This is a genomic window from Chryseobacterium soldanellicola (genome assembly GCF_900100115.1).
Taxonomy (GTDB): Bacteria; Bacteroidota; Bacteroidia; order Flavobacteriales; family Weeksellaceae; genus Chryseobacterium; species Chryseobacterium soldanellicola.
The window spans coordinates 401,269-413,493 of sequence record NZ_FNKL01000002.1 but is presented as its reverse complement, the minus strand read 5'-3'; the positions used below and the strand labels follow the sequence as shown (position 1 = coordinate 413,493).

Annotated in this window: 12 protein-coding genes; 3 read left to right on the top strand and 9 right to left on the bottom strand. The window is 35.5% G+C overall.

Features of this window, described 5'->3' with window-relative positions:
- Positions 1–10: 10 nt before the first annotated feature.
- A complete protein-coding gene (locus BLT04_RS06680; protein WP_089754971.1) occupies positions 11–898 on the bottom strand; it encodes a hypothetical protein in 888 nt (295 codons plus the stop codon).
- A gap of 29 nt (positions 899–927) precedes the next feature.
- Positions 928–2,172: a DUF445 domain-containing protein gene (locus tag BLT04_RS06675; protein WP_089755543.1), complete on the bottom strand. Its 1,245-nt coding sequence runs from the start codon at positions 2,170–2,172 to the stop codon at positions 928–930.
- Positions 2,173–2,279: 107 nt separating this feature from the next.
- Between BLT04_RS06675 and msrB the strand changes: the two genes are divergently transcribed.
- From msrB to BLT04_RS06660, 3 genes are all read left to right on the top strand, one after another.
- Positions 2,280–2,723: a peptide-methionine (R)-S-oxide reductase MsrB gene (gene msrB / locus BLT04_RS06670; protein WP_394331112.1), complete on the top strand. Its 444-nt coding sequence runs from the start codon at positions 2,280–2,282 to the stop codon at positions 2,721–2,723.
- Positions 2,724–2,851: 128 nt separating this feature from the next.
- Positions 2,852–3,610: a murein L,D-transpeptidase catalytic domain family protein gene (locus BLT04_RS06665; protein WP_089754967.1), complete on the top strand. Its 759-nt coding sequence runs from the start codon at positions 2,852–2,854 to the stop codon at positions 3,608–3,610.
- A 5-nt stretch (positions 3,611–3,615) separates the two neighbouring features.
- Positions 3,616–3,996 (top strand): cupin domain-containing protein, encoded by a 381-nt coding sequence (locus BLT04_RS06660; protein WP_089754966.1) that lies wholly within the window; start codon positions 3,616–3,618, stop codon positions 3,994–3,996.
- Between the two features lie 147 nt (positions 3,997–4,143).
- Here the strand turns inward: BLT04_RS06660 and fabF are convergent, their stop codons facing one another.
- From fabF to BLT04_RS06625, 7 genes are all read right to left on the bottom strand, one after another.
- On the bottom strand, positions 4,144–5,385 hold the full coding sequence (gene fabF, locus BLT04_RS06655) for a beta-ketoacyl-ACP synthase II (RefSeq protein WP_089754964.1): 1,242 nt from the start codon (positions 5,383–5,385) through the stop codon (positions 4,144–4,146).
- A gap of 2 nt (positions 5,386–5,387) precedes the next feature.
- Positions 5,388–5,813, bottom strand: a complete 426-nt coding sequence (locus BLT04_RS06650) for a PaaI family thioesterase (RefSeq protein ID WP_089754963.1) — start codon at positions 5,811–5,813, stop codon at positions 5,388–5,390.
- 9 nt (positions 5,814–5,822) lie between these two features.
- Positions 5,823–7,091 carry an acetyl-CoA C-acetyltransferase gene (locus BLT04_RS06645; RefSeq protein WP_089754961.1) on the bottom strand — a complete coding sequence of 423 codons (1,269 nt, stop codon included), beginning with the start codon at positions 7,089–7,091 and terminating at the stop codon, positions 5,823–5,825.
- A gap of 10 nt (positions 7,092–7,101) precedes the next feature.
- The gene (locus BLT04_RS06640; protein WP_089754959.1) at positions 7,102–7,710 is read right to left on the bottom strand and encodes a TetR/AcrR family transcriptional regulator; all 609 of its coding nucleotides are present in this window, start codon (positions 7,708–7,710) and stop codon (positions 7,102–7,104) included.
- Positions 7,711–8,000: 290 nt separating this feature from the next.
- On the bottom strand, positions 8,001–8,420 hold the full coding sequence (locus tag BLT04_RS06635) for an OsmC family protein (protein ID WP_089754956.1): 420 nt from the start codon (positions 8,418–8,420) through the stop codon (positions 8,001–8,003).
- A gap of 90 nt (positions 8,421–8,510) precedes the next feature.
- A complete protein-coding gene (locus BLT04_RS06630) occupies positions 8,511–9,380 on the bottom strand; it encodes a helix-turn-helix domain-containing protein (protein WP_089754954.1) in 870 nt (289 codons plus the stop codon).
- 130 nt (positions 9,381–9,510) lie between these two features.
- Positions 9,511–12,183: a TonB-dependent receptor domain-containing protein gene (locus BLT04_RS06625; RefSeq protein WP_089754952.1), complete on the bottom strand. Its 2,673-nt coding sequence runs from the start codon at positions 12,181–12,183 to the stop codon at positions 9,511–9,513.
- Positions 12,184–12,225 lie beyond the last annotated feature (42 nt).

Genomic DNA, 12,225 nt, shown 5'->3' with positions numbered 1-12,225 from the left:
TAGCTCTCTTTTATTTTGTTTTCACGACAGAAGCATTTTTTACATCAACCGTTAAAGTATGAGCCGGAACGCTGGAGCTTTTGGGAACATAAAATTTTAAAACTTTGGTTTCTTTATTTTTTGTGACTTTCGTGTCATAAATATTGTCAAGACAGCTTTCTGTAAGGAATTCTTCATAGTTTTTGTAATTCCAGTCTTTGGTAAAATACAAAACTCTGTAACCTTTTTCACCTTCACTCGCGCCGCACATTCCGCAGGCATTGAAATTGGAAGAATGCTCAAAATACAGCAGAACCCGATTCCCTTTTTCTCCCGAAGCGAAGGAAATAAGCTCATTTCCACCATGTTTATTGATAATGTCAAAAGTGTTGATCTTTTTATTATTCGGCAAAATCAGATAATTATTGTAACGATAAATCATATCATTTCCTGTAAATAATTTTGCAGGTAGCGTTTTTTTATTGAAATAAAAATTTCCGAGAATAGGATTTCCTTTGAGGTCATCCTGCTGAAATACAATTGATTCTTTAGGATTTAATTTCTCTGCGATTTCCTGGGTTTTTTCCACGGTTTGAGGCGAAGTAATATTTTCTCTGAAAATTTTCGAATTCTGCTTTTGCTTGCTTCCAAAATTATACAAAGATAATTTTCCGTAATCATAAATGCCTGTCAACGGAATTTTTTTCTGATACTTATCGTAATAATACCAGCCGTCCACAAAATATTGATAAAGGCTGCAATCCGGAATTCCGGCATAGTATAACTGAATGGTAATGGGCGATCCGGCAATTTCTCCTTTGAAAATCTGAGAAGAATCCGTTACTTTTTTTAATTCAACTTTCTGGCAGAAAGCAAAAACAAAATGGAGCAAAAGAAATGCTGTTAAGAGTTTTTTCATGGTTTGGTTACAATAGTTTTTTAGTTTTTTCAGAGGAAGAAATGAGAAATCGTGTAGATGATCAAACCGACCAATCCGCCGACCAAAGTTCCGTTGACTCGTATGAATTGGAGGTCTTTTCCGACTTCCAGTTCCAGTTTTTCGCTTAATTCTTTTCCCTGCCAGTTTCCGACGGTTGAGCTGATGAGGTTGCCGAATTGATGCGTGTTTTTAAGAATATATTTATAAGCCGTTACGCGAACCCAATGATCGATTTTATTTTGAAGATTTTCGTCAGTTTTTAAATTTTGTGAAAATTCATTCAGGTTTTTAGATAAATAATTTTTTAATAAAGACTGATCTTCCTGAAGTTCTTTTGTCAACGTATTTTTAATGGAAATCCAGATATCGATAGAATATTCATTCAATTTATCGTTTTTAAGAAGCTCATTTTTAATGGTTTTAAATTCGTCTTCCCATTTTGGATCATCTTTAAGCTCAGTTGAAAATTCATAGATTCTTTTTGTAATCAAACCTCTGATCTCATGTTCCGGATCTTCTTCAACTTCTTTGAAAAAATCTGAAAGTCCGTTTGCAATTTTTTCAGCAATTTTATTATCCACAAACGACGGAATGAAAGAATAACTACCTTTTTTCACCCTATCCTGAATCATTTCGTCATTTTCAATAATATAATCTTTAATTTGTTTAGAAAGATTGGTGATGATTTTCTGATGATCTTTTTTGTCTAAAAGATAATTGATTCCGTTTCCAAGAAGAGCATTCAATTTAATATTATCGGTCATTTCCGAGACTTTTTTACTGATAAATTGACTGACTTCAGAATCATCGAGTTTATTTAAAATATCTAAAACAATATCCGAAAGATTTTTAATTAAAACTTCCTGATTTTTCTCTTTACCAAGCCATTCTCCGACAAAATTCGAAATTTTAATTTTCTGAATATACGGCCGGATATTTTGTGGTGAAAGAAAATTACTGACCACAAAACTTCCCAGATTATCTCCCAGCCTTTGTTTGCTGTTTTCAATAAGATTCGTATGCGGAATCGGCAATCCAAGCGGATGACGGAACAAAGCAGTCACCGCAAACCAGTCTGCCAAAGCACCTACCATCGCTGCTTCCGAGAAAGCGCGAACGTAACCGATCCAATGAGAATCATTGGTTTTCTGCAACATTGAGGTGATAATAAATACAACTGCCATCAGCACAAATAATCCGGTGGCAAATGCTTTATATTTTCTTAGCTGTTTTCTTTTTGCTTCATCATTCATATTCTCAAATTTAGTAAATTTGGTTAATGAAATTTCTAATTTCAATAGTATTATTCACTTTTCTGCAATCATGTACGCAGAATCATCAACCTATCAAAACAACTTCTATGGAAAACGAAGCAAAAAACAATCCATACTATTCAAGAACGGCGGCTACAAAGCTGGATATTTCCAATGATGAATGGAGAAAAATCCTTGCCCCGGATTTATATGCCGTTGCAAGAGAAGCGGCAACAGAAAGAGCTTTTACCGGAAAATACAATGAATTTGACGAAATCGGAGATTATTATTGTGCGGTTTGCGGGCATCATTTGTTCCGTTCTACATCAAAATTTTCGAGCAGTTGCGGATGGCCAAGTTTTTTTGAAGCTGACAAAGATGGAGTCTATTATAAAAAAGATTCAACCTACGGAATGGAACGGGTAGAGGTGCTTTGCAAGAGATGTGATTCGCATTTGGGACACGTTTTTGATGATGGTCCGAAGCCTACAGGACTGCGCTATTGCATGAATTCTATAAGCCTGGAATTTGTTCCGGATTCGCAGAAATAAGCTGTTTTTATTCACATAATCAGGAAGTTAAAGTTTCTTAAATTGAGTTAAACTTTTTAGAGTTATTGGCGTTCAATAAGTATGTTTTTATACATTTGCTGACTGAATTGGATTTAACATAATATTGAATGAAAGGATTATATAGCTTATTAGGTGTTGTGTATTTGGTTACCACTTCATTTTATATGTCTCCGGAAAAGGGGAGTGTAAAGAAGGAAAATAGCAACACAAAAAAGATTGAAAGACTGGCTGACACCAAATCTGAGAAGGCTGCAACTGCTGAATCTTCATCAGAAGAATTATACAAGTCGATATCATTTGAACCGGGACATGAACTTAACGAAGAAGTTTTCTTTAAAGCTTTAACAGGTTTTGAGAATTTAAAGAAAGCTGGTTTGATTAATAAAGAGTCGCATTTACTGACTGTATGCGATTTTTCTATGTCTTCGAATACAAAAAGACTTTGGGTAATTGATACTGAGGAAAAGAAAGTGTTGTTCAACTCGTTAGTTGCTCACGGGAAAAATACAGGAGAAGAATTTGCTACCAATTTTTCAAATACTGAAAGCTCGCTTCAAAGCAGTTTGGGTTTTTATATTACAGATGCAACGTACGACGGTGACAACGGATATTCTTTAAGACTGTTGGGAATGGATAAAGGATTTAATGATGCCGCCTACAAAAGAGCAGTTGTGATGCATGGAGCAGATTATGTAAGTGAAGAATTTGCTGCTATGCACAAAAGAATAGGAAGAAGCTGGGGCTGCCCTGCCATTCCAAAAGATTTGACGCAACCGATCATTAATACTATAAAAGGAAGAAACTGCCTTTTTATTTATTATCCTGATCAAAATTACCTTTCCAAATCGGAATGGTTAAAATCTTAATCTAAATGGAAGATACTTCGGAATTTATTTCTGCCATAAGGCTAATGAATAATACCGACGGGACAAGTACGTTTGAAAGAGGAAAAATTCCTGCTTTACAACGGATGAACACCACCACTTTCTGGATCAGCAATAAAACTGAAGATTGGGAAAAAGTAACACATCCGGCTCCAAGAAGGCAATATGTGGTGACAATAAAAGGAAAAATCAAATTTAAAGTAAGCAATGGTGAAACATTTCTTATAGAACCTGGAATAATACTCTTGGCGGAAGATGTAGAAGGAAAAGGACACAGTTGGGAAATAACAGAAGGCGAAAAATGGGAGAGGCTTTATATTCCAATTGATGGGAGCGCTGAGAGTTTTTTTATTCCGGATTTGCAGTAGAAAAGATGATTCCGGATTTATTTTTATTAGAATTAAATTGATTATAAAGTAAAAAAGCAGCCAAATTCTGACTGCTTTTTTATTTTGCATTAAATTTTAAACATAGTCATTCCGTAGGAATCTAGACAAATCTAATCTGAATTATAATTAAGAAAACTTCTTAAAAATCAAAGTCGCATTATGCCCTCCAAAACCGAAAGCATTACTTAAAGCATAGGTAATATCCTTTTCTTTCGCTTCACCGAAAACAATATTGATATCATTCGGAATATTATGATCAATCGTATGAAGGTTAATTGTCGGTGGAATAATCCCGTTTTGAATTGCTTTTATCGAAAGAATTGCTTCCGCAGCTCCGGCAGCTCCCAACAAATGCCCTGTCATTGATTTTGTAGCACTGATATCAAGGTTTTTGCTTCCTTTAAATAATTTATTGATCGCTTTTAATTCAACCAAATCTCCAAGCGGAGTAGAAGTTGCGTGCGGATTAATGTAATCAATATCATCTGTATTTACACCCGCTTCTTCAAGAGCCAACTGCATGGCTTTTATTGCGCCAACTCCTTCAGGGTGAGGTGCTGTCATGTGATAGGCATCGGCTGTCATTGCGGCCCCGACCAATTCTGCGTAGATTTTTGCACCACGGGCTTTTGCATGCTCATATTCTTCTAGAACAAGAGCTCCGGCACCTTCCCCGATCACAAAACCATCTCTGTCGATGTCGTAAGGTCTGCTGGCTGTTGCAAAATCGTCATTTCTTGTTGACATTGCTTTCATAACCGAAAATCCGCCGACTGAAGCAGGAGTTACAGCAGCTTCTGAACCGCCGCTGATAATCACTTTAGCCTTTCCGAGACGAATGTAATTGAATGCATCCATCAAAGCTGTATTTCCTGTTGCGCACGCAGAAACTGTTGTATAATTAATTCCCTGAAGACCATATTTCATGGAAATCATTCCCGAAGCCATATTCGCTATGAATTTTGGCACAAAGAAAGGGTTAAAACGCGGTGTTCCGTCACCTTTGGCGAATTCAGTTACTTCATTTTCAAAAGTCAACATCCCGCCTTGGCCTGTTCCCCAAATTACTCCTGTGTCAAACGGATCCATATTTTCCAGTTCCAGTCCGGAATCCTGAATGGCTTCAGCAGAGGAATAAAGTGCATATTGAGTGAAAAGATCGCTTCTTTTTATTTCGGTATGAGTTAAATAGACTTTAGGATCCCAATTTTTTACTTCACAGGCAAAACGTACTTTAAATTTTTCTGCATTAAATTGTGTGATCAATCCTGCGCCGCTTTTTCCGTTGATGCTGTTTTCCCAGAAATCTTCAACATTATTTCCCAAAGGGGTTACGGCACCCAGTCCTGTAATGACAACTCTTTTCATACTTAGTTATTGATTTTAAATAAATTAGAGGTTCCTCTTGCAATAAGGCGCGTTTTATCTGCATTCCATATTTCGCATTGCGCGTTTACAAATTGCTTTCCTCTTTTAATGATTTTAGTTTCGGCTACAATATTATCATTTTCTTTGGCACCTGAAAAATAATCGATCACATTATTAATGGTCGTTATGAAAGAATTTTCGTTTAAAGAAAACATAGTTGCACCGATAACATCGTCGATAATTGCTGCGGTAACTCCGCCATGAAGATTTCCGACCGGGTTTAGCCATTCGGGTCTTACTGTATATTGAAATTCCAGTTGCCCTTCTTCTACGGAAAGGATGATTGGATTGAGCCATTTCATAAAAGGTGAAGGCGACTGATCAAATTCTTTTCCGATGAATTGTTTTAATTGTGCTAATCTATCCATATTACAATTTTATTTTTCTAAAATCATCGTCACACCTTGTCCGCGAGCGGCACAAATTGAGATAAATCCTTTTCCGCTTCCTTTTTCGTTTAAAAGTTTGGCTAAAGTTCCGATAATCCTTCCGCCTGTTGCAGCAAATGGATGTGCTACGGCAAGACTTCCGCCTTTTACGTTTAATTTATTTCGATCGATTTTTCCTAATGCTTTTTCTAATCCGAATTTCCTGGCCAGATCATCATTTTCCCAGATTTTCAGTGTTGCTAAAACTTGTGCAGCAAACGCTTCATGAATTTCATAATAATCAAAATCTTGTAAATTCATTCCTGCTTTTTTAAGCATTCTTTCTGTTGCAAAAACGGGAGCGAGCAATAAGTTTTGTTTATTTTCTACATATTCAATTCCTGCAACTTCTGAAAAAGTGATATATGCTAAAATCGGAAGATTATTCGCTTTTGCCCATTCTTCACTTGCCAGTAAAACTGCGGAAGCTCCATCAGTAAAAGGCGTTGAATTTCCGGCTGTTAAAGTTCCGTTTTGCTTATCAAAAGCAGGTTTTAATGAAGCTAATTTTTCCAAACTCGTATCACGACGAAGATTATTGTCTTTGTCTAAGCCAAAAGCCGGAGTGATCATATCGTCGAAAAATCCTTCATCATAAGCTTTTGCCATGTTTTGATGACTTTTAAAAGCTAATTCATCCTGATCTTCACGGGAAATCTGATAATATTTTGCTGTAATTTCTGTATGGCCGCCCATTACCAAACCTGTTTTGGGTTCCTGACCTTTGTAAGGAATCGGCATCCAGTCTTTCAGTTTTGGAGCTAATAATTGTTTGAGTTTTCCAAAAGCTGATTTTTCTTTATTGGCTTTTAATAAAGCTTTTCTTAATCTTGGAGAAGATTCAAAAGGGATGTTGCTCATGGCTTCAACACCGCAGGCAATTCCGCTTTCTATCTGTCCTAAAGCAATTTTGTTTGCAATGTATACTGCCGCTTCAATTCCCGTATCACAGGCTTGCTGAAGGTCGCACGCAGGAGTCCCTGGATCGAGGGAAGTGTTCATGACGGTTTCTCTGATGAGGTTGCTTTCAGAAATATGTTTGATCGTCGCTCCTCCGGCAACTTCTCCGAGAAGTTTTCCTTTAAGATTGTAACGACTGATCAAACCATCCAGCGCAGAAAGCAGTAAATCCTGATTTCCTTTGTCTGTGTAAGCTGTATTCATTCTGGCAAAAGGGATTCTGTTGGATCCTACAATGGCTACTTTTTTTGTTTCCATATTGTGAAGTTTATGATGGAAGGAATTTTAATTCTTTATCAATAATTAATAATATTCTGTCTAAAGCAAGGTTGAGGTATTTTTCATCGCCGGTGGTTTTGGAGAGTAAAATTCCGCCTTCGACAAGCATGATAAATAATGACCCGAATTCAATAGCGTTTAATTCTTCATGGATTTCTCCATTTTTTTGTCCCTGAACAATCACTTCCGCGATTTTTTTTATCCAGCCTTCAAAAGATTCTGTGACCTGCTTTTTTAAAATAGGAAATTTGTCATCGGCTTCAGTTGCTGCATTCATCAAAGGACAGCCTCCGGTATCGAAAACAGATTGCCAGCTTTTACGGTAAAAATTAACAAAAGCATTCAACTTATCGATGGTGGTTGGATATTCTTCTCCAAGTGATCGGGACATATTTTTCCCCAACAATCCTGAATTGTATTTGTACACCTCAAGAGCAACTTCATCTTTATTTTCAAAATTTCCGTAAATGCTGCCTTTTGTTAATCCTGTCACTTCTGTAATGTCTGAAAGTGACGTAGAAGTATAGCCTTTGGTGTTAAACAAAGATGCGGTTTTCTCAATAATGAATTGTTTTGTCTTTTCTCTTTTTGTTGACATTGTCAATTAATTATGATGCAAATATACAAAAAATATACCGATTGGTATATTTTGTTTTAAAATTAAGCCTGTGTTATTAATTAGCTCAGATTTAGAATATTTTGAACCATTAAGATTTATTTTTGATTAAGAAAATTATTTCTTTAAGTTTTGGCTAAAGCCGATTGGATTTTAATTAAAATAGGCAAACGGGCTAAAGCCCGTTCCTATTGATTGAACATTTGATTTCCAAATTATTTTGTATAACCTTAATATTCTTAACTTCTTAAATAAAACCTTAATGGTTTAAATTAATTCGCCAAAGTAGCATTCAAAGTGATCTCAAAATTGAAAGCTGCGCTTACAGGACATCCTTCTTCTGCGATTTTAGCATATTTTTGAAAATCTTCTTCAGAAAGTCCGGGAACTTTTGCAGTTAACGTCAATTCTGATTTTGTAATTTTTCCGATGCTTGGGTCAAGAGTGATTACAGAAGTTGTTTTTAATTCTTCCGGAGTAAAACCAGCTTGTGAAAGTTCTGCGCTTAATTTCATTGTGAAACATCCTGCGTGAGCGGCTGCCAATAATTCTTCAGGATTTGTTCCTACACCGTCAGCAAAACGGCTGTTGAAAGAATATTGAGTTTCGTTCAAAGTTGTGCTTTGAGTAGTGATGTGCCCGTTTCCTTCTTTAATGTTACCGTTCCAAACGGCTGTTGCGTTACGTCTCATAATGTTTTGTTTTTTAATATTTAATTATTGTTTGTTTTTGATGATACAAAGATATGTCGGTTATAAGTTTAAATAAATAGATAAAAAGACTTAAGTATTGTACTTTTTTCCCGAAGTGTAATTTTTCTTGAAATTTGTGGGTGTGCTTCCGATTTTATTGGTAAAAAGCCGGTTAAAATAAGCAGGATCTTCATAACCGAGATGGTAAGCAATTTCTTTAACGGGTTTATCAGTGTAGAACAATAACCTTTTCGCTTCCAATAGAATTCGATTAATGATGAATTGATTAGGAGAATCTAAATTTAAGCCTTTGAATTTATGGGTCAATGTTTTTGGAGCAATATGAAGCAAATCTGCATAATCTGAAACGTTATGCTTTTCTCTGAAATGAATTTCCAGATGTCTGCTGAAATCCCTGAAAACATCCAGTTCATTACTCGGAATTTTTACTGTGTCATTATCAAGATTCTGTTTTTTCCATTTTCTTGTCGCGCGGATGATGAGTTGCTTTAAATAAGTTCTGATCATTTCTTCGCTTGAAGATTCTTTCCATTCGAGCTCTTCTTTTATGCTTTGAAATAAATTTTTAATGATAAAAACTTCACTTTCATCAAGATCAACTTTCGGAATTTCAAAAACGTTATGGAAAAGCAATCCGTCGCAAGCCACTTCCTTATCATGAATCTGAATACAGTAAAAATCTCTGTTGTAATACAGTAAAGACGCTTCATCGGAGTTTCCGTTTTTGATATCAAAATATTGATACGTAAGAAAGAATAGAGTAGGAGCTTCCGTTTTATAATGATTAAAATCTACGCTAATCTCATAATCTGCAGGTACAAAAAGGACTTTTATATAAGGTTGAGACTTTATTTTGTTAATCACATCAAGATTTTCACTGGAAAATACATTGAGCCCGAATTTCTTATAATTATCTTCAAAAAGTAGAGTTTGCGACATGCTTTTAGTTTAGTTAAAGATACAAAAAAGCATGATTTCAAGATATTAAATTATTGAAATCATGCTATATATTTAATTTTAATGCATTTCGTTGCTTCACTCAAACTCTACAATTCTCAAACGCTCAAACTTAGAATGTTACATCCAGACCAACATACAAATTAGCTTTCATGATTGGCGCATAGACCATTCCGCCATCAAAATAATTTCCGAACGGGTTTTTAAAATCAACGATCGCGTTTTTTTGGTAATAAGAAGTCAAGTTCTCACCGCCCAAATAGGCTCTGATTTTTTTATTGAAATTTCTCGAAATCTGTGCATTTAAAATTGCATAAGATTCAGAATATGTTGGTAATTGAAATTCTTCGGGATTTGTTGAAGTGTTCGGAAGTCTTTGTTTTCCAACCCAGTTTAAAGTCGTGTCAAAACTCCAAAATCCGCCGTTATTATTTTTATTGGTTGAATACGCCAGATTCACAAAACCTCTATGTTTCGCCATAAATGGAATTTCTCTTTTTCCATCTAAATAATCAGCCTGAACATTATAATATTTGTAAGCCAATCTTACATCAAAATTCTTAAAAGGTGTAAAATCCCATTGCGTTTGAAAAGAATTGGCGAAAGATTTTCCTTCTAAATTATAAAAAGTCAATTGCTGAGGTGAGCGATCTAAATCAACCAAAACCTGATCCTGAAAATCAGTTCTGAAAAAGTCTGCAACAATCGTTGATTTTCTTCCGAAGATTTTAAATTCCTGTTGTAGACTTGCTCCGTAATTCCACGCAATTTCAGGCTTTAAACCGTAAATATTTCCGCCATTTTGCAAGATTTGAATATTTCTGTTTGAAGCAAAATATTGTTGACTTTCCGCAAAAACATTCGCCGTTCTGAAACCTCTTCCCGCAGAAAGTCTTAAGGTGGTCTGAGGCGTGAAATCATATTTAAAATTCAATCTTGGTGTAAATTGAGTTCCTGCCAAATTATGAAAATCAGCCCTTGCGCCGGCAACCAATGTATATTTCAAACCTGTCAGCGTATATTCAGCAAAAATTCCCGGAACGATCTCGTTTCGCTTAAAATTATCAACCAAATATTTCTCTTCATACCCGTCATACATAAAACTAGCTCCGGCTTTGTATTTGTGATTGGTATTGCCTAAAATACTCTCAAAAATCAAATTTGAGTAATAAGTATGCTGTTTCCCGGAATAATTTCTCAACCCAAAAAAACTGTCCTGCTGATGGTAAACATACTGATTCATCCAGCCTAAACTTTGATAAGGTTTTCCTTTAAATACATATCCCGTTTTATTCCAAACCTGAAATCTTGAAATATCGATGCCGACTCCGTAAGCGGTTTGTTCGTTCTGATCCAAGCTTTTATCAAAAGCAGTTTGTCCGGCAGTTCTGTTGTCTTTGATGAAATTAATTCCAAAATGCGAACCTAAACCTGAATGTTCTAAGTCATTATAATTCAATAAATAAGCTGCATTAATCTGAGTTCCTTTTGGTCTGTCAAGAAATCCGTCATCATTCATGTCTGTATTCCCGAAAGTTCCGTTTCCGTGGAGTAAAAATGTTTGTGACCAATGTTCGTTAATAGGAGAAACGCTTGTAATATTCGCTTCAGCCCTTCCGTTAAAATCTGAAAATAAATTTAAAGAAGTTTCCGGTTTTTCAGAATTTTTCAGCAATTCTGTATTGATTTGTCCTGTGATGCTTTCGTAGCCGTTTGTGACAGTGCTTCCGCCTTTTGTCAGCTGGATGCTTTCAATCCATCTTCCGGGGATGAAATTTAAGCCATATGCTGATGCAAGACCTCTGATTTCAGGCAATAATTCTTTCGTTAAGCTTGTGTATTTTTGATCTAAACCTAACATTTTCAGTTGTTTTGTTCCCGTCACCGCATTACTGAAAGAAACGTCAACGGTTGCATTGGTTTCAAAGCTTTCGGATAAATTACAACAGGCAGCTTTTAATAATTCTTTTCTGTCAATATTAAAAACCAATCCTGCTTCTTTTTTATTTAAAGAAGTTGCAGCTTTTGAACCTGTTACGGTAACTCCTTCAATATGTTTTTCATTTTCATCTGAATTGTGGTCACCATGATCTGAATGTTCATATTTTTCACCTTCTTCAGCATGTACTTTCGGATTGGCTTCACCAAAAGGAATTTCTCTGTCGTAAAGGCAACAAGAAGGCAGATTTTTGTAGGTATTGTCTTTTGATTTATACTTTTCGTTGTCGTGACCAACGTCTGCAATTTTCTTTAAAATTTTATCTGCAGAGGTTTTAGCTGGGTCAAAATCCAAAGTTACCATTTGCTTTTCCGCATTCCATTCTGCTGAATCTGCGCCTGCATCTTTTGCTGCTTTTTCAATTCTTGCTTTACAGGATTCGCAATTTCCTTTTACATAAAATTCATTCTCTTTTTTGATATTATGTTTTTGATTTTCAGTGGTTTGAATCTGTAATTCTCTGTTGTAATGGCAGCATTCGGGAAGACTTTCATAATTTTCATTTGAAGCTTTGAATTTTTCGTTATCATGACCAGCTTCGGCGACTTTTTTCAATATTTCATCAGTAGAAATATTCGAACCTGTTTCTAGGGTTAATGTTTGTGAATCAATAGAATATCTGGCTTCTTTTGCGCCTGCTTTTTTAGCGATAGTTTCTATTCTTTCTTTACACATTTCGCAGTTTCCTTTTACTTTAAACTGGCTTTTGGAAAGATTTTGAGCGAATATAATTTGAGCGAATAATAAGAATACACCAAGAATAATCCTGGAAATATATAATTTCATTTTGTTTAAAATTTAGATTAATTGAATTTAATGTAGCAATCT

Coding starts and splice junctions, on each gene's coding strand:
- BLT04_RS06650 (WP_089754963.1), bottom strand. CDS start 5,813: ATGGATAGATTAGCACAATTAAAACAATTCATCGGAAAAGAATTTGAT.
- BLT04_RS06630 (WP_089754954.1), bottom strand. CDS start 9,380: ATGTCGCAAACTCTACTTTTTGAAGATAATTATAAGAAATTCGGGCTC.
- BLT04_RS06645 (WP_089754961.1), bottom strand. CDS start 7,091: ATGGAAACAAAAAAAGTAGCCATTGTAGGATCCAACAGAATCCCTTTT.
- BLT04_RS06640 (WP_089754959.1), bottom strand. CDS start 7,710: ATGTCAACAAAAAGAGAAAAGACAAAACAATTCATTATTGAGAAAACC.
- fabF (WP_089754964.1), bottom strand. CDS start 5,385: ATGAAAAGAGTTGTCATTACAGGACTGGGTGCCGTAACCCCTTTGGGA.
- BLT04_RS06660 (WP_089754966.1), top strand. CDS start 3,616: ATGGAAGATACTTCGGAATTTATTTCTGCCATAAGGCTAATGAATAAT.
- msrB (WP_394331112.1), top strand. CDS start 2,280: ATGGAAAACGAAGCAAAAAACAATCCATACTATTCAAGAACGGCGGCT.
- BLT04_RS06680 (WP_089754971.1), bottom strand. CDS start 898: ATGAAAAAACTCTTAACAGCATTTCTTTTGCTCCATTTTGTTTTTGCT.
- BLT04_RS06665 (WP_089754967.1), top strand. CDS start 2,852: ATGAAAGGATTATATAGCTTATTAGGTGTTGTGTATTTGGTTACCACT.
- BLT04_RS06625 (WP_089754952.1), bottom strand. CDS start 12,183: ATGAAATTATATATTTCCAGGATTATTCTTGGTGTATTCTTATTATTC.
- BLT04_RS06635 (WP_089754956.1), bottom strand. CDS start 8,420: ATGAGACGTAACGCAACAGCCGTTTGGAACGGTAACATTAAAGAAGGA.
- BLT04_RS06675 (WP_089755543.1), bottom strand. CDS start 2,172: ATGAATGATGAAGCAAAAAGAAAACAGCTAAGAAAATATAAAGCATTT.